This is a genomic window from Orrella marina, from assembly GCF_003058465.1.
In the GTDB taxonomy this organism is placed as follows: domain Bacteria; phylum Pseudomonadota; class Gammaproteobacteria; order Burkholderiales; family Burkholderiaceae_B; genus Algicoccus; species Algicoccus marinus.
The window spans coordinates 1,183,361-1,204,981 of the sequence record NZ_CP028901.1 but is presented as its reverse complement, the minus strand read 5'-3'; the positions used below and the strand labels follow the sequence as shown (position 1 = coordinate 1,204,981).

Below are 21,621 nucleotides of genomic sequence, written 5' to 3'. Positions count from 1 at the left end.
TGACTCAGACCTGCCAGCGTGCGTGCGGCTCAGACACCGCTGTCCCGACGTTCAAGGTCTCTCAGACGACGACGCAACGTTGACAGTTGCCCGAGCACGGCTGCGTTCTTCTGCCAGTCAGTGTGCTGGTCAAATGGGTACACGCCTGTGTATCGGCCAGCCTTGCGAACGTCTGAAGTGACTGCTGTCCCACCAGAAATCTGCACGTCATCGACCACTGTCAGATGCCCGGCGAACATCGCTGCCCCGCCGATGATGCAACGTTGACCGACAATCGTCGAGCCTGCCATGCCGACGCAGGCGGCCATCGCCGTGTGGTCACCGATCTGGCAGTTGTGAGCGATCATGATAAGGTTGTCGAGTTTGACGCCGTTTCCAATCGTCGTGTCTTCCAGGGCGCCGCGGTCGATAGTGGTGTTGGCCCCGATTTCGACGTCATCGCCAATGCGTACCCCGCCTAACTGGGCAATCTTGCCCCAGGCACCCTTGCCTGCCATCGGATTCGGCGCAAATCCGAAACCATCAGCTCCGAGCACGACACCTGCGTGAATGATTGCGCGAGCACCTACACGGACCCGCTCATACAGCGTGACGTTCGGATAAATAACACTGTCAGGGCCGACTTCGCAGTCATCGCCGACCGTGCAGTTGGCCTCAATGCGTGTGTTTGCACCGATAAAGCTACGTGCCCCGATCACCACATTCGGTCCAATCGTTGCACTCGGATCGACTGTTGCATCGTCAGCGACAACTGCACTGGGGTGAATCGCTGCAGCCGGTTCTGGGCGGCAGGCCTGTTCAAACCAGCCTGCTACCACTGCATAGAACAGATACGGTTCTCTACAGATGACCGTTGCATAGGGCGACTTGTCGCAGGCGTGCGTATTGTCCGCCGCAGATGACTCAGCAGCGCGGGATCCGCGGGAATCAGCCAGACTCGCCTGCATTGCGACTGCGCAGGCCTGGGTGCTCGCTAATTCGGACTCATACTTTGCCGAGACGATGAAAGAGATTTCTCGCGTGCCTGCACTGGCGAGTGATCCGATCCCCTGCACTTTGGTGTGGCGATCGAACTGTGTTCCATCCTCCACCGCACTAACCAGTCCTGGCACCCTGACATTCACAAAACCCACCAGGTCTGCCAGACTGGGTGCGTCAGATTCTGAAAGCAATATCGGCATGGTGAAAGAGGATTACTTCTTTTTGCTCAACAGTTCAAGCACCTTGTCGGTGATGTCCACGCGTGGGCTGACTGTGACAGCGTCCTGGATAATCAGGTCGTAATTTTCAGACTCTGCAATTTCCTTGATCGCCAGGTTGGCACTGTCAATAATGTCGGCGAACTCTTCGTTACGGCGGCGATTGAAGTCTTCCTGGATCTCGCGCTGCTTGCGTTGAATGTCGGCGTCCATGTTGCTCAGTTCGCGCTGGCGACGGTTCCGCTCGCTCTCGGCCATAACCGGTGCATCTTTCTCGAACGCCATGGCCTGCTTGCGCAGTTCCTCAACCGATTTCTGAAGCTCCTGGTTACGCTTGTCGAACTCTGCCTCGATCTTGCCTTGAGCCGCTTTGGCGGGCACCGAGTCCTGCAGAATGCGCTGCGTGTTGACGAAGCCAATCTTGGTGCTTGTCTGTTCGGCCTGCTGGGCCACTACCGGGGTAGCAGGCTTGGTGTTGCTCTGCCCAAAAGCGACAGAGGGCTGAGCCATTGCCCAGACACCCGCAAACGTCAGAACAGCTGCGCCGATGACCGTGCGCGACAGCACGGCTGTACCACGGTTGAAAGTGGACTGCTGGGAGTGGATACGCTTCATTTCAAAATTCACCATAAAAATGTCTCTCAAATCAAATGCATTGTGCCATCAATCAGGGCATCAGATGTGTGTTCGGTGTGCCGTCTTGCAACCGCCATGCGTACTCAGAAACCAGTTCCAACCTGGAACTGGAAGACCTGGGCATTGTCACCCGGTTTGGTGTTGAGTGCCTTGGCATAAACCAGCTGCAACGGTCCCATCGGTGAGAGCCAGGCCAGACCAATGCCGGTGGAGTAGCGCAGATCGGAGAAGTCAAAACCGGGGTTGATATTGCCAGCTCCGTTATACCCGAACACCTGACCAGCATCCGCAAACACAAACATCCGCAACGAACGGTCTCGCTGCGTTCCTGGGAACGGGAAGTAGAACTGAACGTTACCGACAACCCGCTTGGAGCCGCCAAGGAATGTCCCGGTTCTGACGTCTCTCGGACCAACCGAGTTGCCGACAAAACCACGGACTGTGCCAATACCACCCGCGTAAACGTTCTTGATGACGGGATATGGCGTATCACCATCGCCATACGAATTACCGTAGTCGAACAGGGCATTGAACGCAAGCGTGTAATCCCGACCGATCGGCATGTAATATTGCTGTTGAGCGCTCAGCATGTAGTACTTGAGGTCCATCGTGCCCACGGTTGCATTGAGCATTGTGTAGGCGCCCTTGTTGGGCGTAGTCACGCTGTCACGCGTATCGGTCGACCACCCCAGGTTGAAGATCACACTGTTGGTGGACTCGCCATATGACTGCACAAACTGTTCATAGGCCAGCGGTGAGTCGTCGTACAGACTCAGCGAGTTGTGCTCGAAGTTGGCACCCAGGAAGATTCGGTCGAATTCAGTGATCGGCACACCAAAATTCAACCCGCCACCTGCAGATGTGACTTCGTAGTTACCCGGGTTATTCAACGTTGGCGTAATCGTCCGGTAGTAGCCTGAAATCGAACGGCTAACCCCGTCAAGCGTCCAGTACGGGTCAGTATGGGTCACCACAAACGCCCGTGAGTTCTGGCTGGTATTGACTGCGAAGGTTAGTGACGTGCCGCTTCCGAACACGTTGTCCTCAGACAGTCCGGCGCTCAGGATCACACCATCGGCCTGGCCGTAGCCCACGCCGAGGTTGATTGCACCAGTCTGGCGCTCCTGGAGCGCAATGTTTACATCCACCTGATCAACCGAACCGGGAACGGGTTCGGTGGTCAGGTCGACTTGCTGAAAGTAGCCCAGACGGTCCAGACGCTCCTTGGAGAGTTTGAGCGCCTCGCCGTCGTACCAGGCGGCTTCCATTTGCCGAACTTCACGCCGGGCCACTGAGTCCCGTGTTCGCTCGTTACCGGTGATTTTGATGCCACGCACGTACACACGTCGACTCGGGTCGACGTAGAAAGTCATGTCGACCACGCGGGTTTCGCGATTGGGTACAGGACTGGGGTTGACGTTGGCAAATGCATAGCCAAGTCCGCCAAGGTAGTCACGGATGGCCTGGCTGGTTTCATTGACCTTGGCCCCGGAGAATGTCTCGCCGGACTTGATTTTGATCAGAGACTCGATCTCTTCGTTGAGCCCCATAAGCGTACCGGCAAGATCGACCTTGCCGACCTTGTACTGCTCACCTTCAAAAATCGTGATGGTGATGTAAATCGACTCTCGATCAGGCGAAATCGTGACCTGGGGTGTCTCAGCGCGGAACTCGAGATATCCTCGATCCAGATAAAAGGACTGGATCGCCTCGACATCGGCCTGCAGCTTCTCGCGCGAATAACGGTCGGTCTGTGTGTACCAGGTCAGATAGCCTGGTGTGGTCAGTTGCATCTGGTCAAGCAAGGTGCTTTCGCTGAACGCGTTGTTGCCAATGATTCGGATCTCACGGATCTTGGCAATGTCGCCTTCGAACACGTCAAAGTTCACACCGACCCGGTTGCGTGGCAAAGGCGTGGTGGTGGCCGTGATCTCGACACCGTACTTGCCCTTGGTGAGATATTGCTGCTTGAGTTCAAACTGTGCCTGGTCAAGCATCGATTGATCGAATATTCGGCCCTCGCCAAATCCCACTTCCTGGAATGTCTTGACGATCTGCGAAGACTCAAACTCACGCATTCCTGTGAACGAGACTGACGCGATCACGGGACGTTCCTGCACACGCACAACCACCACGTTGTTGTCAGTGCTGATGCGTACATCCTCAAAAAAGCCGGTCGAATATAGCTGGCGGATCGTATCGGTTGCCATTTCTTCCGTGAAGCGCTCGCCAACCTTGACCGGTATATAGGCGAACACGACCCCGGGTTCAGTTCGCTGGATACCTTCTACCCGGATATCGCGTACGACAAACGGAGAAAACGCCGAAGCAAGCATGGGCACGGCAAGCAGCGTTGCGGCCAGCATTGCTTTGACGCTCCTGGAAGCAGAACGCGTTGATGGCGTGGTTTCTTTGTGCTTGCCTAGCTGGCTAAGGAATGCTGAAATCTTTCTCAAACCCATTGAATGTCGTTGCATAAACCGTCTAATCCCGTGAAACGCGGGTGAAGCCCCTGAATCGGGGCATTTTAGTTGAGAACCGGGTCAGCTTAACAGCCGCGCCAGATCGTTGAATAAAGCGACGCTCATCAGCCCCGCCAACACAGCTACGCCAGCCCTCTGACCGACTTCGAGCCAGCGTTGCGGCGCCGGCTTGCCACGAATGATCTCAATGGTATAAAACGCCAGATGACCACCGTCAAGCATCGGAATCGGCAGCAGGTTCAGTACGCCGATGCTGACGCTTACCAACGCAATAAACCCGAGGTAGGCGACGATTCCGATTCTAGCTGACTGGCCAGCATAGTCTGCAATGGTGACCGGACCGCTCAAGTTTTTCAAGGATACATCGCCAATGACCATCTTGCCCAGCATCTTCAGAGAAAACCATGCTGTCTCGAACGTGCGGGTCACGCCGTTCCAGAGGCTTTCGATCACGCCGTGCTCGACAGTCACCATTGGAACAACTGACGAAACTTGAATACCTAGTCGACCCACTTCGCGTCCATCTGCTGCGGTGACCAGCGCAGGCACCGCCTGAATGACCAGATCCGTATTGCCACGGCGCACACCAATCTCGATCGGCTCGCCGGCGTGAGTCTCGACAAATTCAATAAAGGTCAGCACGTCCGGCTGCATGATCGAACCAATTGAAGTTACTTCGTCTTCAGGTTGCAGACCAGCCCGTTCGGCTGCACTATCCGGTTGCGCCTGACCAAAACGGACGCTTCCCGGGGCCAGAGACAGTCCGACCTGGGCGAGCGGGTCTTCCTGTTCGGCCTGTGCATCAGGGGCAAGGCCCGGCAGTTCGATCTGCCGCTCACTTACGCGCCCTCCCGACTCGATCCCCAGCGACACGGCGCCGCCAGACATGGTCTGGTCAAGCAGTAACCAGCGCGCCTGTGGCCAGGACTCGATGGTTGTGCCGTTGACCGAAATCAGACGATCGTTCTCGAGAATGCCCGCCTGTGCAGCCGGCGTACTGGCAGGAGGCTGCGCGAGAATCGCTTGCGGTTCCTGTGTTCCGGCAACGTTCAGTCCAGCGTAAATCACCGCGGCGAGGATGAAGTTGGCGACCGGGCCGGCGACCACAATGAAGAACCGGTTCCACACCGATTTCTGATTGAACGCCTCACCTTCTCGGTAGGGAAGCCCCTCCTCTTTTGCCTGTTGTGGGTCGTCGAGCATCTTGACGTAACCACCAAGCGGTATGGCGGCCACAGCCCATTCGGTACCGTTGCGATCGGTGCGGCTCCAGATTGGCTTGCCAAATCCGACACTGAAACGCAGGACTCTGACACCGCAGCGGCGCGCTGCCCAGTAGTGGCCCAGTTCGTGAAACGTAATCAGGACACCGAGAGCGATCAGAAAGGAAATAATCGTAGTCAGCATGTTTGAGCAGAGGGGGTGTCAGAAGGAATCATTGGCAACGGTCAGAGAGCGAAAGCATCAGTCAGAATCGGTAGGCCCAGAAACAATCGGGGCTGCAGTCAGAAAGAACCAGATAAAAAAGTAGAGAAAGAAACAGAAAATTTCGAAAGAACAGGCAACTGTTGACCTGTCACGCTCAAGGCATGAGCAGGTTAAATCAACAGTATCAAGGCTGGCTCACAGCATACTGCATCAGCCGGTCGGGTTTGTTTTGTGGCTTTCAGCAGCCTGCTCAAGCTGCTCTGCTTTGACATGCGGCGAGCGCAAAGGTTCTCGCTTGCGCATCGAGTTCCAGAACCTGCTCGATCGACACAACCGGAACGTTGCTGCGGGCACTGTACCAGTTCAATGCCTGCTCCAGTATCGCAGCGATACCAGGATAGGGAATTCGACGCTGCAGGAACTCCTCGACTGCGACTTCATTAGCCGCATTGAATGCGATACAAGCGCCCTGCCCGCCTCTGAGTGCTTGATAGGCGAGGTCCAGACACGGATACCGTAGTAGATTCACCTCCTCAAAATCCAGACGCCCTACTTTGAGCAGGTCGAGCCAGTCGACACCCGCCTCGATTCGTTGCGGAAATCCCAGCGCATGTGCAATCGGTGTACGCATATCAGGATTTCCGAGCTGGGCCAGCATGGATCCATCGTCATACTCGACAAGCGAGTGCACGATGCTTTGCGGATGGATGACGACATCAATGCGATCAGGCGTCATGTCAAACAGCCAGTGCGCTTCAATAACCTCCAGGCCCTTGTTGACCATGGTCGCGGAATCAACAGAGATCTTGCGTCCCATGCTCCAGTTTGGATGTGCACACGCCTGTTCAGGGGTGATGTGCGCCATCTCGTCCGGGTTGTGAGTCCTGAACGGACCACCTGATGCTGTCAACACGATACGGTTAACGCCTTTGGCGGGTCCGTTGCCGATACTGCCCTGTCCTCCACCTGGCATGCACTGGAAGATCGCGTTGTGCTCACTGTCGATCGGTAGCAGCACAGCGCCGCTTTCTCTCACCGCTTTCATGAAAATCGAGCCGGCAGCAACCAGTGCTTCCTTGTTGGCAAGCAGTACCCGTTTTCCCGTCTGGGCGGCAGCCAGAGCAGCCGGCAGACCTGCCGCACCGACGATAGCAGCCATCACCACGTCAGTATGATCGTCGCTTGCTACGTCGGCCAGTGCCTGATCGCCTTGAAGAATCTCTACCTTGCCTGTGTGCCCGGTCAGCCCCTCGCGTACGCGCTGTGCCGCGGCGGCGTCAGGCACGACCACCCGCCTTGCACCAGTGCGTCTGATCAGCTCAGCGAGTTCGTCCATGCGCTGGCGAGCGGTCAGTGTCACGATCCGGAATCTGTCTGGATGTCGCAAGGCGACATCAATCGTACTGAGCCCGATGGAGCCGGTCGCTCCGAGAATGCAGATTGACTGTGGCGTCATTGAAAAAGACTTGGTGAGGTGATCAGATAAGCCAGGGGGACGACGGCAACCACCGCGTCAATGCGATCAAACACGCCTCCGTGTCCCGGTAGCAAATTGCTGGAATCCTTGATGCCGACCTGACGCTTCAGAAGTGATTCGAACAGGTCGCCCATGATCGAGACTGCTCCGAGCAATGCTGCGATGAGGATAAGCAGAAACCAGCCATAAAGTTCAAGTACTTGTTCGGCGTAGCTGCCGGGAATCTGTGAGGTGACAAGCATCCATACAATGACACCATTGAGTCCTACAAGGGCCCCTTCGCGAGTCTTGCCCGGACTGATAGCCGGAGCCAGCTTGTTGCGGCCCCAGCGCTTGCCGCCGAAATAGGCGAATATGTCTGCAATCCAGACCAGCGCCAGAATCGAAATTACCAGCCAGATGCCACCCTGATCCATCCAGACCACCAGCGCACCCCAGGTCGCATAAAGACAGACAGGCGCAAAGAGCCCCCAGACCGGCAGGCCCGCGGCTGAATGCACGTCTGCATGCTTGAGTTTCATGGGTACCAGCATCAGCCAGACAGCGCTGCTCAAGGCAACACTTAGCAGGAACAGTGTCTGGCTACCTTGGGAAGCCGATAGCCCGACAGGCTCTTTCACAGCCCCTTGCCATAGCATGCCTTGCCAGATCAGGCCGAGTATGACGGCTGCACCACCCACCCAGCCAATGACGGGCATCGGACGTGAGGTCATGCGCAGCCATTCCCAGACCGCCAGCCCGCTGACAACTGCCAGAAATACCGGCCAGGCCTGCTGCCAGGGGCTTGCCAGAACGCTGGCCAGAACGAGTAGCAACACAATTGCCGTGATGACCCGCTGGCGCAGCATCAGAAACGTCCTGTCGATGAGAGTTCGGCGAGCTGCTCGCTGGTGCGTCCAAACCGTCTTTCACGATTGGCGTACCAGTCGAAAGCAGTCTGCAGGTCTTTCTCGTCAAACTCGGGCCAGTGACGATCTGAAAAGTAAAGCTCTGTATAGGCGAGCTGCCAGATGAGAAAATTGGAGATTCGCTGTTCGCCACCAGTGCGGATAAACAGGTCGGGTTCGGGCGCCCAGGCCATGCTGAGATGACTGGCCAGCAAGTCCTCGGATAACGGAACGGATCCGTCACGCACCCCTGGATTCTCCTGGAAGGATTTTTCGATCGCTTGCAGGATGTCCCAGCGACCACCATAGCTAGCCGCAATTGTCAGGTGAAGCTGATTATTGTGTTCAGTACGCTTCTCGGCGTTATGGATACTCTGGATCAGACGCGGCTCGAACTTGGAGATGTCGCCAATCACACGCAAACGCACGCCCTGCGAGTCGAGCTGGGTGACCTCCCTCTCGAGTGCCTGCATGAACAGCTTCATCAGTACGCCGACTTCTTCTTGCGGGCGACGCCAGTTCTCCGAGCTGAACGCGAACAGCGTCAGGTACTGAACGCCAGCCTCCCCGCAAGCCTGGACTGTTCGCCGGACACTCTGAACCCCTCGCATATGGCCAGCAGTGCGAGGAAGGTGGCGTGCCTTGGCCCAGCGTCCATTGCCGTCCATGATGATGGCAACGTGCCGGGGCACCTTGTTTGAGAATGTTGGCTTGCTCGCAACCTTCAAATCGGAAAAATCCTCAGACCGTCATGATTTCAGCTTCTTTCTGGGCAACCAGCTTGTCGATCTCGGCAACATACTGGTCGGTGAGCTTCTGAATACGATCCTGAGCCCTTCTTTCGTCGTCTTCGGAAATTTCCTTGTCCTTGACGAGACGTTTGAGGGCCTCGTTTGCATCGCGCCGCTGGTTGCGCACAGCAATCTTGGTGTCCTCGCCCTCGCCTCGTACAACCTTGGTGAGGTCGCGTCTGCGCTCTTCTGTCAGCGCTGGCATCGGCACGCGAATCGAATCGCCCATTGCCTGCGGATTCAAACCGAGATCGGAATCGCGAATCGCTTTGTCGACTATGTTGGCCATATTTTTTTCCCATACCTGCACGTTCAGGGTACGTCCGTCGAGCAAAGTGACGTTGGCGACCTGGTTCAAAGGCGTGGGAGAGCCGTAGTACTCGACCTCAATGTGGTCTAGCAATCCGGTTGATGCACGCCCAGTGCGGATCTTGGCAAGACTCGACTTCAGGGCTTCGATCGACTTGCCCATCTTGGTGTCGGTGGATGACTGAATTTCGTTGATGCTCATAGGGATCCTACCTTATACGTGAACGAGTGTGCCCTCATCCTCACCGTCGATGGCTCTTTGCAAAGCACCATGCTTGTTGATGGAGAACACACGAATCGGCAATTTCTGGTCGCGACACAATGCAAAGGCTGTCGCGTCCATCACTTCAAGCCGCCGGGCAATCACCTCGTCAAAACTGATGCGAGAGTAACGCGTGGCGGACGGGTCTTTGTTGGGGTCGGCGCTGTAGATACCGTCGACTTTAGTGGCCTTGAGAACAATCTCGGCACCCATCTCGGCCCCCCGCAAGGCAGCGGCGGTGTCGGTTGTAAAGAACGGATTACCCGTACCCGCCGCAAAAATGACGACCTTGCTCTCTTCGAGATAGCGCAAAGCCTTGGGGCGAATGTAAGGCTCGACGACCTGCTCGATCTTGAGAGCGGACTGAACCCGGGCGTCGACCTTTTGATGTTTGAGTGCGTCTTGCAGAGCGAGCGCATTCATGACCGTGGCCATCATGCCCATGTAGTCAGCCGTGGCTCGATCCATTCCCTGCGCACCGGGAGCAACCCCGCGGAAAATGTTACCCCCGCCGATGACGATAGCGAGTTGAACCCCCAGGCGGACCACCGAACTGACTTCTTCAGTCATTCGCACAATAGTGCTGCGATTAATTCCGTACGAATCCTCTCCCATGAGCGCTTCGCCGGACAGTTTCAACAAAACACGCTTGTGTCGCTGGGCGGGCATGATGTTTCCTATAACAATGGCTGGTTTGGTGGACAGACAGCCTGAACGGCTTGTGCCGGTGACTGTCAATCTTGTTTAATCTTCAATTTTGCGTGAAGTACAACGGTAAGTGAACGATGGTCAAAGGAGAAAGGTAATCGAGCCTGACGATGAATCTGGCTTGCAGGACCCGCTCTTGCAGATTGACTCACTGCAATGAGTCCTGACTTTCCTGAACCGCAGAACCCCCGAAGTTTAAACGATTCGAACGCATCAGTAATAGCCACAGTGGTCATCGCCAGATCGCATGGTTTTTTACATCTCGCCCGGACCCGGTCTTGCGTCATTGTCGGCCGAGAGTGGCTGTCCGATAACCTTCAACCCAAAAAAAACCGAGTCGGCTCATAAACAAGAACCGGCTCGGCTTCGGACCGACAGTCAGCAATCAGGCGTTACCAGCAGCCGTTGCAGCCACTTCCGCGGCAAAGTCAGTGACTTTCTTCTCGATGCCTTCGCCCACGACAAACAGTTCAAATGCCTGAACCGATGCCCCTTTTTCTTTGAGCATCTGAGCAACCGACTGCTTGTCGTTCTTGACGAACGGTTGTGACAGCAGAGCCACTTCCTTCAGGAACTTCTGAACCGAGCCTTCGACCATCTTCTCAACGATCTCGGCCGGCTTGCCCGATTCAGCCGCCTTCTGGCGCGCAACTGAGCGCTCAGCTTCTTTGTCTGCATCCGGAACACCCTGCTCGTCAATCGCGCGTGGCTTGGAAGCGGCGATGTGCATTGCGACGTCCTTGCCGACTTCGTCACCACCTTTGATGTCGACCAGCACGCCAATCTTGCCACCGTGAACGTAGCTGCTCAGGCCGTGCTCGGAAGCCAGGCGCTTGAAGCGGCGAACCGCGATGTTCTCGCCAATCTTTCCAACGAGAGCCGTGCGGGTGGATTCGACCGTACCGTCGCCCATTGCCAGTTCGGATAGCGTGGCAACGTCAGCGGGGTTCTGGGTTGCGACCAGGTCAGCGATTGACTGGACAAAGTTGATGAAGTCCTCGTTCTTCGCGACGAAGTCGGTTTCGCAGTTGACTTCAACAATTGCGCCAGTCTTGCCGTCGGACTGGATGCTGATGCCGACCAGACCTTCAGCGGTCACTCGGCTTGCTGCCTTGCTGGCCTTGCTGCCAAGCTTGACTCGCAGAATCTCTTCTGCACGCGCCAGGTCGCCCTCGGCTTCGGTCAAAGCTTTCTTGCACTCCATCATGGGTGCGTCGGTCTTTTCACGCAAGGTCTTGACCATTGCTGCGGTGATTTCAGCCATATCTACTCCGTCTTGTGACATGCCCGCCTGGCCGGGTTGCTGGCTGGCATGTGCGTTAATTCAATTTCTGCATCAAGTTCATTGGCGTCACCAGTTATGGTGACTGGCATCCGGCTTTCTGAGCCAGATGCCAGGCTAGAGGCCTGGTCAGGCCTTCTCGCCACCGTCTTCCTGGACTTCAACGAACTCTTCGCCTTCCTGGATAGCTTCGATGACACCGTTGACGGCTTGCTCACGGCCTTCAAGGACGGCGTCTGCCATGCCTGCTGCGTACAAGGTGATGGCTTTGGCAGAGTCGTCATTGCCCGGAATGACATGATCAATGCCGTCAGGCGAGTGGTTGGTGTCAACGACCGCGACAACAGGAATGCCGAGTGTCTTGGCTTCTGCGACAGCAATCTTGTGGTAACCGACGTCGATCATGAAAATCACATCGGGCAGACCGTTCATGTCCTTGATGCCGCCGATCGATTTGTTGAGCTTGTCCATCTCGCGAGTGAACAGCAGTGCCTCTTTCTTGGGCATGCGCTCGAGACCACCATCGGCGGCCAGCGTTTCCATTTCCTTAAGACGCTTGATTGAGCTTCTGACCGTCTTGAAGTTGGTCAGCATGCCACCGAGCCAGCGGCTATCAACGAAAGGCATGCCGCAACGAGCTGCTTCGCTAGCAATGATCTCGCGAGCGGCGCGTTTGGTCCCGACAAACAGAACGGTGCCGTTCTTGGCAGCAACCGAGCGCACAAACTTTGCAGCGTCGGCGAATTTCTCGACGGATTTCTCGAGGTTGATGATATGGATCTTGTTGCGCTGACCAAAGATGTAAGGAGCCATCTTGGGGTTCCAGTAGCGCGTCTGGTGTCCGAAGTGGACGCCAGCTTCCAGCATTTCACGCATCAATGACATGAATAAATCTCCGAGGGTTAGGTCTTGCAATGTGTCTGCACCGAAGGCCGGGTTAAGTCAGGTGAAACCGGCAGCATTCAGCACCCTGGTGACGCATTACGCTATTTGATCCGGCCTGAAGGCTGTTATCCTGACGGGGATGCATGCACAGGATCCCGGATCTCGAAGAGATTTCGGAAAGCTTGCGATGACACCCTTGATGCCGGGAAAGACGGCCAACTTTGTCGGACCGGACCGCGAATTTCCGCGTTACGAATCGTGTTTCTCTGACCCGGTTTTACGGAAAGCCTATAATTCTAACCTTTTTACGGGTTTCTACTCAACTGCCTTATGCCATTGGTCACCGACCCCTCCGATCTGGACAAGATGCGCGCTGCATGCCGTGACGCAGCCAAAGTACTTGATTACCTCACTCCCTTCGTCAAACCGGGCGTCACGACCGGCGAACTTGACCGTCTGACGGTTGAGTACATCACTGATGAACTCAAGGTCAAATCGGCCACCATCGGATATGCGCCGCCTGGTTATCCACCGTTTCCTGGTGCCATCTGTACTTCGGTGAATCATCAGGTGTGTCACGGCATACCGGGTGACCGGGTACTCAAGGCGACCGATATCGTCAACATTGATGTCACCATCATCAAGGACGGCTGGTTTGGTGACACGAGTCGAATGTATTACGTCGGGGAACCGTCAATCCAGGCCAGGCGTCTGACCGAAACAACGTTTGACTGCATGTGGCTTGGGATCATGCAGGTCAAGCCAGGCAAAACGCTTGGCGATATCGGGCATGCAATTCAGAAACATGCCGAATCGCTCGGTTTCTCGGTCGTCAGAGAGTTTTGTGGGCACGGTATTGGCCGCAAGTTTCACCAGGATCCCCAGATTCTGCATTACGGACGCCCGGGATCGGGTCAGGTGCTCGAGCCCGGCATGATCTTTACCATTGAGCCAATGATCAACGCCGGCAAACGTGATATCCGACAGCTTGGCGATGGCTGGACCGTGGTCACTCGAGATCACAGCCTCTCAGCACAGTGGGAACATTCTGTCCTCGTCACGGAGACTGGTCACGAGGTTCTGACCATTTCGGACAACATGCCGGCACCACCCGAGTGGGCGAACACGGGTGTCAGCGCTGCCTGATCAGGCAGCGCTGAACACAGATTCTCTGCAATCGACCGGAAGGTGTCGGGACAGCCGGATTTTCTCCAGAATGTCGACATCCTTCTGCCCCGGTACTCAAGCGTGCTGCACGAGTAGTTGTCGCAGGTGCTGTGAGCGGGTTGCCTGACGATGGTGAAATGGATGAAGTGGGTGGAGATCATGGCGTGAAATTTGTTTGTGCGGAGAAATCATGAGCGTGTCTGCGATCCCGACAGTCGTGTCTTCATCGGTCAGAACCGTCGCACAGATCAGAGATGATCTGAAGCAGAGTCGTGAGACTGCGATCGCGGCTTACCGGGAGCGAGGTAACGCAGACCGACTCCTGCATGATCTGCGACGCGCTACTGACGAGGCACTACGTGCCCTGCTGCGTCTGCATCCGCTTCCTCGACACGCCGCCCTGACAGCAGTGGGTGGGTACGGTCGTGGCGAACTCTACCCCTATTCGGATGTTGATCTGCTGATTCTCCTTAGCCAAGCACCGACACAGCAGGAAGAGTCCTTGCTGGGTGAGCTGGTCGCTTCACTATGGGACTTGGGCATCGAACCCGGATACAGCGTCCGGACCATTGATCAGTGTCTTGAGGAGGCTCGCGCCGACATCACGGTCGAGACATCGCTGCTGGAGACGCGCTACATCGCCGGGCGGCGTTCGCTGGTCAAGCAGTTTGACAAAACGATGTTTGCCCAACTCGATGCCCGTGCTTTTTTCAGAGCCAAGCTCGCCGAGATGCGGCAGCGTCACGTGCGTTTTCAGGAGACGCCCTACGCGCTTGAGCCCAACTGCAAGGAGTCGCCTGGTGGCCTGAGAGACTTGCAGGTGATTCGCTGGATGGCGCGTGCAGCCGGCTTCGGTAGCAGCTGGGCCCAGATCGCCCGTAGCGGCGTTCTGACCAACCAGGAGGCGCGTGATCTTCGCCGGGCAGAGCTCGCGTTCAAGCGTCTGCGCATAGAGCTGCATTTGCTGACCAACCGGCGCGAGGACCGACTGTTGTTCGATTTACAGCATAGCCTGGCGCAAGCCTACCGGATCCAGCCGAAAACGACACGGCGTGCCAGTGAGATCCTCATGCAGCGATACTACTGGGCAGCCCGATTGGTGACCCAGCTCAACACAGTGCTGGTGGAAAGTCTGCAGGCAGAACTGTTCCCGGTGGGGCGTGACAAGGCTGTTGCGCTCGACACGTATTTCTACAACCTGCAGGGACGTCTGGACATTGACGATGATCAGGTTTTCAACAAGCAGCCTGAGCTGCTTCTCAAAGCGTTTCTGATCGTCCAGCAACACCCCGAGATCACGGGCATGTCCCCGCGGACCTTGCGCGCCATCTGGCATGCCCGCTGGCGCGTGGATGCCAGGTTCCGGCAGAACCCGGTCAACAAACAGGCATTTCTGAGCATTCTGCAGCAGCCACAGGGCATCGTGCACGCCTTGCGCCGCATGACCATGCTGAACATCTTGCCGCGCTATCTGCCCGTGTTTCGTCGCGTGGTTGGACAGATGCAGCACGATCTGTTTCACGTTTACACAGTCGATCAGCACACTTTGCAGGTGGTGCGCAATCTGCGTCGCTTCACCATGCCTGAGCACGCACAGGAGTACCCGCTGTGTTCCAAGCTGATCGCCAACCTTGATCGCCACTGGCTGCTTTATGTGGCGGCTCTGTTTCATGACATTGCCAAGGGCCGCGGTGGTGACCATTCCGAACTCGGCGCGGTCGATGTGCGCAAGTTTGCACGGGAGCACGGCCTGGCAGAAGAAGACACCGATCTGGTGGTGTTTCTGGTTCGCAATCATCTTCTGATGTCCCAGGTGGCTCAGAAGCAGGATCTGTCCAATCCCGCCGTCATTGACACATTTGCCAGAAAAATTGGCAGCAGTCGACGGCTGACCGCTCTGTACCTGCTTACCGTGGCCGACATTCGTGGCACCAGCCCAAAAGTCTGGAACGCCTGGAAAGGCAAGCTGCTTGAAGACCTTTTCTATTTGGCCCGCGCGGCGCTTGGCGGTCAGCCCGAAACTACCAATACCGTGCTGCAGCAGCGGATCGCCGAAGCAACCCGACTGACCCGGCTCAGTGGGCTGCTTGATGAGAGTCGCGAGAACTTCTGGCGTACTCTGGACGTGGCCTATTTTCTGCGACACGACGCGCCCGATATCGCGTGGCACACCCGCAACCTGCATTTCCGGATCAGCCCGGCCGAACCGGTGGTCAAGGTCAGACCCGTTATTGGTGGCGAGGGAATGCAGATCATGGTCTACACCAACGATCAGAGTGACCTGTTTGCGCGCATCTGCACCTATCTGGGCCGACGTAAGCTTGATGTGCAGGATGCCCGGATTCACACAACACGCCATGGCTACGCTCTGGACAGCTTTGTGGTGTTGCCCACCTCAGGCGAGACAGATTTGCGTTCGCTTTCGACGTTGATCGAGCATGAGCTGCCTGATTATCTGCTAGGCCGCGAAGTCAAGGCCCTGAAGACCCGTTCAGGTATGACCCACCGCCCTTCCCGTCTCTCTCGCGCCTTTCCTGTCGATCCGATCGTTGAGCTTCGCCCGGATGAGGGCGGCCAGCACTGGCGTCTGGCGATCGTGGCCACCGACCGGCCTGGACTGCTGGCTGAAGTGGCCAATGTGTTTGTGGAATTCAACGTTTCAATCGAGACGGCGAAGGTCATGACACTTGGCGAGCGCGTGGAGGACGTATTCATCATCAGTTCCGAGCAGTTGACGCAACCCAGGATTCAGCGCCAGTTCGAGCGCGCCATCTTCAACACTCTTTGTGTAGAGCAATCTCATGTCGCTTGAAAAAAATGTCCTGACTGCTATCGCGTTTCTTGCTTTGAGCGCTCTGGGTGCGGCCCTGGTAAGCCAGCATGTCTTTGACATGCAGCCTTGTGCCTGGTGCGTACTGCAGCGTGTGATTTACATCGTGATCCTGATGTTTGCCCTGATCGGCCTGATCATGCCCGCCTTGATGAAACCTGCGCTAGGTTTCATCACACTCACCGGCGCAACGGGAGCTGGCGTGGCGGTTTATCAGGTGACTGTGGCATCAAACTCGCTTAGTTGTGATCTGACTCTGGCCGATCGCATCATCTCGGGCAGCGGCCTCGATGCGGCCGCTCCGTGGCTGTTTGGCGTTTACGCAAGCTGCTTTGACGCCGCAGTTGACTTGCTGGGCGTGGAGTACGCAATCTGGAGTCTGATTCTCTTTGTGGTGCTGGCGCTTGCCGCGCTGATGACACTGGTTGCTGGTCGGCCGTCTGGCCGCCGCCAGACTTCAATTTCTTCCAGCTGATGTGATGATGTGAGTGAGGGCAGACCGCTTGATCTGCCCATCCCCCGTTCTGACCCAGGCGGTTCTCGCCCGGCTTTTTCGCCCGGAGAGTGCTTTGGGCTCTGGGCTTTTCAGGCCCAGGCGCTTAGTTGTCGTTGGCAGCAAATCCCATGTTGAACTGAAGCCCGCCTCCGATCCGGTCACCATTGCGCGGTTCGGCAATTCTGGCCAGTAACTCTGGCGTGATGTCGCCGGTAATGTATTCGCCCGTAAAGCAAGATGCATCGAAACGGGTCAGTTTGGGGTTGAGATCGTTCACCGCGCGCTGCATGTCGTCAATGTCCTGATAAATCAGCGCATCGGCGCCGATGATGCGGGCGATTTCAGCTTCATCACGACCATTTGCGATCAATTCATCCTGTGTCGGCATGTCAATGCCGTAGACGTTCTGGTAGCGCACGGGTGGCGCAGCTGATGCCATGTAAACCTTGTTGGCGCCTGCTGCACGGGCCATTTCAACGATTTCGCGGCTCGTTGTTCCGCGTACGATTGAATCGTCTACAAGCAGCACATTCTTGCCCTGGAACTCCACACCGATGGTATTGAGTTTCTGTCGAACCGATTTCTTGCGCACCGCCTGACCTGGCATGATAAATGTGCGGCCGACGTAGCGGTTCTTGATCAGCCCCTCTCGATACTCCAGGTTCAGGCGCTGGGCCAGTTGCATGGCGGCTGGGCGGCTTGAGTCCGGAATAGGCATGACAACGTCGATGTCTCCCAGGGGTAGCGTTCGGGCGAGCTTGTCTGCCAGATATTCTCCCATGCGCAGACGTGAACCGTAGACAGAGACGCCTTCGATCACAGAGTCTGGACGCGCAAAATACACATACTCAAAAATACACGGGGCATGCTGATAGCCTTCACTGCAGCGCTGGCTGGAGATCTTGCCATCTAGCGAGATGAAGATGGCCTCACCGGGTTCAACATCGCGTACAAACGCAAATCCCGATCCTTCGAGGGCGACCGACTCCGAGGCAACCATCCATTCCTTGCCCTGAGCGGTATCCATGCTGCCCAGACACAGGGGCCGAATCCCGTGCGGATCCCGGAATGCGAGCATGCCATAGCCAGAAATCTGTGCCACCACAGCGTAAGCCCCTTTGACCCGTTCGTGCAAGGCTCGCACCGCTTTGAAGATTGCTGCTTCATCGAGTGAAACACCACTGGCTGCTCGTTGCAGCTCGTGCGCCAGCACATTGAGCAGCACTTCCGAATCTGAGTTGGTGTTGATATGTCGCTGGTCCACCCGGAAAAGTGATTCGCGCAATTCCAGCCAGTTGGTCAGGTTGCCGTTATGCGCAAACGTGATCCCGAACGGGGCATTCACGTAAAACGGCTGAGCCTCTTCTGCGCTTTCGCTCGAACCCGCTGTGGGGTAGCGAACCTGGCCGATACCGCTAAAACCGGGCAAGGATCGCATGCTGCGCGTGCGAAACACATCGCGTACCAGGCCATGACCTTTGAACATGTTGAAATGACTGCCATCTGATGTGGCAATGCCAGCTGCATCCTGCCCCCTGTGCTGCAACAGCAGCAGGCTGTCGTAGATCAGCTGATTGACAGGACCGCGACCGACGACACCAATGATTCCGCACATGAGATTTCCTGGGTTTCCTGATATAAGCGCTGTTCACGCCAATTGATTTAAAACACAACGAAGAGATTCGAGAAGAACGGGTAACGAGAAGAAGAGTTATTAGAAACGATTTGTTGCCCTTCAGTAGGGAAGCCACTCATTGACGGGCTCAGGGACTCTGGCCTTGATCTGCTGCATCGCCCCCACAATTGCAGACGAGAACATGGCATTGGTCCACCAGGCTTGTTTCGGGACCGGTGTGTAGCCGAGCACAATGACAAGGACCAGTGTGATCAGTAGTCCTCGAATCAGTCCGTACAGCCCCCCAGACCCCGGTCTGCCGGTGTGAGTCCGGCACCTCTTAAAAATCCGGACAGGGTCATGTTGAGCAGTCCTACAGACACCAGCACCAGAATGAACAACAGTACGTAAGCGATACCCAGACGCAGATACTCGTTGCTGGCCCACTGCAACAAGGGATGATTCGCAACCGACGGACCCCACCAGATCGATGCCAGGCCGGCCAGCGCAAAACTCACCAGAGACAGCAACTCCTTGATCAGGCCGCGCTTGAACCCGAGGAAACAGGACACGCCCAGTATGGCGAGCAGGCCGTAATCGAACCCGGTCACTGCGTTGCAATAAATCCGGTTGGATAGCCCAGCGAACGCAGCCGGGTCTGGGCCGCCTGTGCGGCATCACGCGAAGAAAACGGACCCACCCTCAGGCGGAATGTTGGCTTGCCGTTGACGGTTGTCGACTCGACAAACGCGTTGGTCACGCCTTCGGAGCGCAGCTTGTCACGGCGTGTACTGGCATCAGCCTGGGTGCTGTAAGAGGCCACCTGGACAACAAATCCTGATCCGGATGGTTTGGCAGCAGCCCCGGCAGTCGGTGCACGACCTTCGAGCAATGCGATCGCTCGTGATCCGTCGTCGGTTCGAGTGGCAGGTGTGGGTGGGGCTGGCTTGGGTTCCTTGACTTCGGCTGCAGGCTTGGGTTCAGAGGCTGCTTGCTCGCTGGTGGTTTGTGCTGAGTCAGTTGCCGCACCGGCGTCCGTCTCTACGCTGGCGGCGCCTGTCGTTTCGGTCCGTGGCGCTTGCTGCCCGGTTGTCTCGGTTCCGACGGAGGCTGAACCTGTGTCTTGCGAGTCCAATGCACCAGGCGTGACAGGCTGGACCGTTCCGCGGACCGTCGAATCAGACGCAGCGGATGTGATCAATGTCGGGTTAAACGGGCTGTTGCGATCAGGGATCGCGATTTCAACTGAAGCAGGAATGGGTTTGGGCTCACTATCGAGGAGCATGGGCAGAACGATGACCGCCGCCAGAACCAGTGCGACAGCGCCGGCCAGGCGACGCCGGGCTCTCACGCGCATGGAAGCCGCCTGGGCTTCACTGCTGACCGAAGGCCTGGGCCGTGACCCTTGTCGTGATGATGAGGCAGACTCTTTCCTGGAAAATAAACCCATGACACAACCCTGAGAACGCAGGATAAAACAGGCCGAGATGGCCACTGAACAAGCTTCCGTACTCGATCGACTGACTCAGATCAGTCCGGCTCACCCGATTGACCGGTCAAGCACGACCCAAGTGAGCCAGCACGTCACCAACGGTCATGAACGAACCGAACGTCACGATTCTATCATCCACAGCTGCCGCCTGGCGCGCAGCGTCAAAGGCTTCATGCGGTGAGTCGTAGCTGAGCACTTCGGCCAGAGGCTCGTCATGCTGGGGGTTGTCGTCAAGCCAGGCCTCGAGCGCAGCTTGCACGCGATCCTTGAGTACCGTTCCCGTCACGCCGCGCGACCCTTGCAGTGTGGCACAGTACCAGCGGTCGATCCGGGGAGCCAGAATTCGTACCACCTGGTCGATATCCTTGTCTGCCAGCATCCCGAACACGGCGTAGGTGTAAGGATGAAACCCCATTGCAGAGAGATTCTTTTCCAGAACAGCGGCCGCATGAGGGTTGTGGGCGACATCAAGCACCACCAGCGGCTGGCCTGGGAGAATCTGGAACCGGCCAGGCAGCGCAGCCTGCAACAGTCCCTGTCGTACCGCTTGTTGAGGTATTGCCATCCGGTCACGCACAGCGTCGAGTGCGGCCAGGACGCCGCAGGCATTAAGTAGCTGGTTGGCACCGCGCAAAGCCGGGTAATTCAGCGCGTTGCGACGATGGTCGCGTCCCGCAAAGCCCCATTGCTGCCGGTCACCTGAGTAATTGAAGTCGCGGCCAAACAGCCAGAGATCTGCGCCAATGGACTCGGCGTGGTCGATCAGTGTCTGCGGGATGGCAGGATCCGAGCAGATTGCCGGGCGCCCTGCTCTAAAAATGTGAGCTTTTTCTAGCGCGATGGCCTCGCGTGTGTTGCCCAGCCATTCGGTGTGGTCGATATCGGTGCTTGTCACGATGGCGCAATCGGCATCCACGATATTGACTGCATCCAGGCGCCCGCCGAGGCCGACTTCCAGAATCATGGCATCCAGACCGGCTCGGGCAAACAGCCACAGGATCGCGAGCGTGGTGAACTCGAAGTAAGTCAGACTCACGCCCTGTCGCGCTGCGTTGACCGTCTCGAATGCTTCGATCAACTGTGCGTCTTTTGCGGGATCCCCATTGATCCGGGCACGCTCGTTGAAATGGATCAGATGCGGGGAGGTATACATCCCCACGCGATATCCCGCTGCAAGCAGGATGGACTCCAGCATGGCACATGTCGACCCTTTGCCGTTGGTCCCGGCGACCACGAATCGTAGCGCCGTACTTTCCAGGTCCATCCGGTCGGCAACCTGGCGCACGCGCTCAAGGCCGAGATCCATCGCCTTTGGATGCATGGTTTCAAGTGCGGCGAGCCACTGGGCGAGTGTCTGCGGGGCAAACTGGGTGGAGTCTGGACTGATCGGATCGGTCATGGTTGGTGTCAGGTCGAGAATTGAAAATCAGATCCCAAGTTTACGCTCTTGCGTGAACTTAAGGGTTATCCCGTAATTTCTGTGATAGATTTCGGTCAGGTTCCACTCCGGTTCCGTACCATCATGCCAACCATATGTGTGCTCTCTATTCGCGTTGAATCTCCTGTGCTGCCTGCCTGGTAAGTGGTTAGCGGGTGATGAAGCTTCGTTGCATCATCTGTGGCGGCCTCTCCTGTATATCTGTCGCTCAGGGATACTTTCAGGCATATTGCAGC

Annotated in this window: 19 protein-coding genes; 3 read left to right on the top strand and 16 right to left on the bottom strand. The window is 56.8% G+C overall.

From position 1 onward, the window contains the following. Window positions 1-29 precede the first annotated feature (29 nt). The 11 genes from lpxD to rpsB all read right to left on the bottom strand — a co-directional run bounded on the left by lpxD (window position 30) and on the right by rpsB (window position 12,347). Window positions 30-1,181: a UDP-3-O-(3-hydroxymyristoyl)glucosamine N-acyltransferase gene (lpxD, locus tag DBV39_RS05345; RefSeq protein ID WP_108620656.1), complete on the bottom strand. Its 1,152-nt coding sequence runs from the start codon at window positions 1,179-1,181 to the stop codon at window positions 30-32. Window positions 1,182-1,193: 12 nt separating this feature from the next. Further along, a complete protein-coding gene (locus DBV39_RS05340) occupies window positions 1,194-1,814 on the bottom strand; it encodes an OmpH family outer membrane protein (RefSeq protein ID WP_227870826.1) in 621 nt (206 codons plus the stop codon). 104 nt (window positions 1,815-1,918) lie between these two features. Further along, the gene (gene bamA / locus DBV39_RS05335) at window positions 1,919-4,201 is read right to left on the bottom strand and encodes an outer membrane protein assembly factor BamA (protein WP_108620655.1); all 2,283 of its coding nucleotides are present in this window, start codon (window positions 4,199-4,201) and stop codon (window positions 1,919-1,921) included. A gap of 177 nt (window positions 4,202-4,378) precedes the next feature. Next, complete coding sequence (gene rseP, locus DBV39_RS05330; protein WP_108620654.1) at window positions 4,379-5,725, bottom strand: RIP metalloprotease RseP; 1,347 nt, start codon at window positions 5,723-5,725, stop codon at window positions 4,379-4,381. 271 nt (window positions 5,726-5,996) lie between these two features. Beyond that, window positions 5,997-7,202, bottom strand: a complete 1,206-nt coding sequence (locus tag DBV39_RS05325) for a 1-deoxy-D-xylulose-5-phosphate reductoisomerase (protein WP_108620653.1) — start codon at window positions 7,200-7,202, stop codon at window positions 5,997-5,999. After that, a complete protein-coding gene (locus DBV39_RS05320) occupies window positions 7,199-8,071 on the bottom strand; it encodes a phosphatidate cytidylyltransferase (RefSeq protein WP_108620652.1) in 873 nt (290 codons plus the stop codon). The genes DBV39_RS05325 and DBV39_RS05320 overlap by 4 nt, the downstream gene beginning before the upstream one ends. Further along, on the bottom strand, window positions 8,071-8,778 hold the full coding sequence (uppS, locus tag DBV39_RS05315; protein WP_108623106.1) for a polyprenyl diphosphate synthase: 708 nt from the start codon (window positions 8,776-8,778) through the stop codon (window positions 8,071-8,073). Before uppS ends, DBV39_RS05320 begins: the two co-directional genes overlap by 1 nt. 73 nt (window positions 8,779-8,851) lie before the next feature. Further along, window positions 8,852-9,412: a ribosome recycling factor gene (frr, locus tag DBV39_RS05310; protein WP_108620651.1), complete on the bottom strand. Its 561-nt coding sequence runs from the start codon at window positions 9,410-9,412 to the stop codon at window positions 8,852-8,854. Window positions 9,413-9,424: 12 nt separating this feature from the next. Continuing rightward, on the bottom strand, window positions 9,425-10,141 hold the full coding sequence (gene pyrH, locus DBV39_RS05305; RefSeq protein WP_108620650.1) for a UMP kinase: 717 nt from the start codon (window positions 10,139-10,141) through the stop codon (window positions 9,425-9,427). Between the two features lie 424 nt (window positions 10,142-10,565). Continuing rightward, on the bottom strand, window positions 10,566-11,444 hold the full coding sequence (gene tsf / locus DBV39_RS05300; protein ID WP_108620649.1) for a translation elongation factor Ts: 879 nt from the start codon (window positions 11,442-11,444) through the stop codon (window positions 10,566-10,568). A 147-nt stretch (window positions 11,445-11,591) separates the two neighbouring features. Further along, window positions 11,592-12,347: a 30S ribosomal protein S2 gene (gene rpsB / locus DBV39_RS05295; RefSeq protein ID WP_108620648.1), complete on the bottom strand. Its 756-nt coding sequence runs from the start codon at window positions 12,345-12,347 to the stop codon at window positions 11,592-11,594. Between the two features lie 330 nt (window positions 12,348-12,677). Between rpsB and map the strand changes: the two genes are divergently transcribed. From map to DBV39_RS05280, 3 genes are all read left to right on the top strand, one after another. Beyond that, complete coding sequence (gene map, locus DBV39_RS05290) at window positions 12,678-13,493, top strand: type I methionyl aminopeptidase (protein ID WP_108620647.1); 816 nt, start codon at window positions 12,678-12,680, stop codon at window positions 13,491-13,493. Window positions 13,494-13,704: 211 nt separating this feature from the next. Then, window positions 13,705-16,326 (top strand): [protein-PII] uridylyltransferase, encoded by a 2,622-nt coding sequence (locus tag DBV39_RS05285; protein ID WP_108620646.1) that lies wholly within the window; start codon window positions 13,705-13,707, stop codon window positions 16,324-16,326. Continuing rightward, on the top strand, window positions 16,316-16,819 hold the full coding sequence (locus DBV39_RS05280) for a disulfide bond formation protein B (RefSeq protein ID WP_108620645.1): 504 nt from the start codon (window positions 16,316-16,318) through the stop codon (window positions 16,817-16,819). The genes DBV39_RS05285 and DBV39_RS05280 overlap by 11 nt, the downstream gene beginning before the upstream one ends. Before the next feature lie 124 nt (window positions 16,820-16,943). Here the strand turns inward: DBV39_RS05280 and purF are convergent, their stop codons facing one another. The 5 genes from purF to folC all read right to left on the bottom strand — a co-directional run bounded on the left by purF (window position 16,944) and on the right by folC (window position 21,346). Beyond that, window positions 16,944-18,455, bottom strand: coding sequence for an amidophosphoribosyltransferase (purF, locus tag DBV39_RS05275; protein WP_108620644.1), 1,512 nt, complete (start codon window positions 18,453-18,455; stop codon window positions 16,944-16,946). 120 nt (window positions 18,456-18,575) lie between these two features. Further along, the gene (locus DBV39_RS20415; protein ID WP_322348745.1) at window positions 18,576-18,707 is read right to left on the bottom strand and encodes a hypothetical protein; all 132 of its coding nucleotides are present in this window, start codon (window positions 18,705-18,707) and stop codon (window positions 18,576-18,578) included. A gap of 35 nt (window positions 18,708-18,742) precedes the next feature. Beyond that, entirely contained in the window at window positions 18,743-19,066 is a 324-nt protein-coding gene (locus DBV39_RS05270; protein WP_322348744.1) for a CvpA family protein, read from the bottom strand. Then, the gene (locus tag DBV39_RS05265; protein WP_108623105.1) at window positions 19,063-19,905 is read right to left on the bottom strand and encodes an SPOR domain-containing protein; all 843 of its coding nucleotides are present in this window, start codon (window positions 19,903-19,905) and stop codon (window positions 19,063-19,065) included. The genes DBV39_RS05270 and DBV39_RS05265 overlap by 4 nt, the downstream gene beginning before the upstream one ends. Window positions 19,906-20,011: 106 nt before the next feature. Beyond that, window positions 20,012-21,346: a bifunctional tetrahydrofolate synthase/dihydrofolate synthase gene (folC, locus tag DBV39_RS05260; RefSeq protein ID WP_108620643.1), complete on the bottom strand. Its 1,335-nt coding sequence runs from the start codon at window positions 21,344-21,346 to the stop codon at window positions 20,012-20,014. Between the last annotated feature and the right edge of the window lie 275 nt (window positions 21,347-21,621).

Bases quoted from the DNA above. Each gene is read 5' to 3' on its own strand.
- lpxD (WP_108620656.1), bottom strand. From the start codon at position 1,181: ATGCCGATATTGCTTTCAGAATCTGACGCACCCAGTCTGGCAGACCTG.
- DBV39_RS05340 (WP_227870826.1), bottom strand. From the start codon at position 1,814: ATGAAGCGTATCCACTCCCAGCAGTCCACTTTCAACCGTGGTACAGCC.
- bamA (WP_108620655.1), bottom strand. From the start codon at position 4,201: ATGCTGGCCGCAACGCTGCTTGCCGTGCCCATGCTTGCTTCGGCGTTT.
- rseP (WP_108620654.1), bottom strand. From the start codon at position 5,725: ATGCTGACTACGATTATTTCCTTTCTGATCGCTCTCGGTGTCCTGATT.
- DBV39_RS05325 (WP_108620653.1), bottom strand. From the start codon at position 7,202: ATGACGCCACAGTCAATCTGCATTCTCGGAGCGACCGGCTCCATCGGG.
- DBV39_RS05320 (WP_108620652.1), bottom strand. From the start codon at position 8,071: ATGCTGCGCCAGCGGGTCATCACGGCAATTGTGTTGCTACTCGTTCTG.
- uppS (WP_108623106.1), bottom strand. From the start codon at position 8,778: ATGGACGGCAATGGACGCTGGGCCAAGGCACGCCACCTTCCTCGCACT.
- frr (WP_108620651.1), bottom strand. From the start codon at position 9,412: ATGAGCATCAACGAAATTCAGTCATCCACCGACACCAAGATGGGCAAG.
- pyrH (WP_108620650.1), bottom strand. From the start codon at position 10,141: ATGCCCGCCCAGCGACACAAGCGTGTTTTGTTGAAACTGTCCGGCGAA.
- tsf (WP_108620649.1), bottom strand. From the start codon at position 11,444: ATGGCTGAAATCACCGCAGCAATGGTCAAGACCTTGCGTGAAAAGACC.
- rpsB (WP_108620648.1), bottom strand. From the start codon at position 12,347: ATGTCATTGATGCGTGAAATGCTGGAAGCTGGCGTCCACTTCGGACAC.
- map (WP_108620647.1), top strand. From the start codon at position 12,678: ATGCCATTGGTCACCGACCCCTCCGATCTGGACAAGATGCGCGCTGCA.
- DBV39_RS05285 (WP_108620646.1), top strand. From the start codon at position 13,705: ATGAGCGTGTCTGCGATCCCGACAGTCGTGTCTTCATCGGTCAGAACC.
- DBV39_RS05280 (WP_108620645.1), top strand. From the start codon at position 16,316: ATGTCGCTTGAAAAAAATGTCCTGACTGCTATCGCGTTTCTTGCTTTG.
- purF (WP_108620644.1), bottom strand. From the start codon at position 18,455: ATGTGCGGAATCATTGGTGTCGTCGGTCGCGGTCCTGTCAATCAGCTG.
- DBV39_RS05265 (WP_108623105.1), bottom strand. From the start codon at position 19,905: ATGGGTTTATTTTCCAGGAAAGAGTCTGCCTCATCATCACGACAAGGG.
- folC (WP_108620643.1), bottom strand. From the start codon at position 21,346: ATGACCGATCCGATCAGTCCAGACTCCACCCAGTTTGCCCCGCAGACA.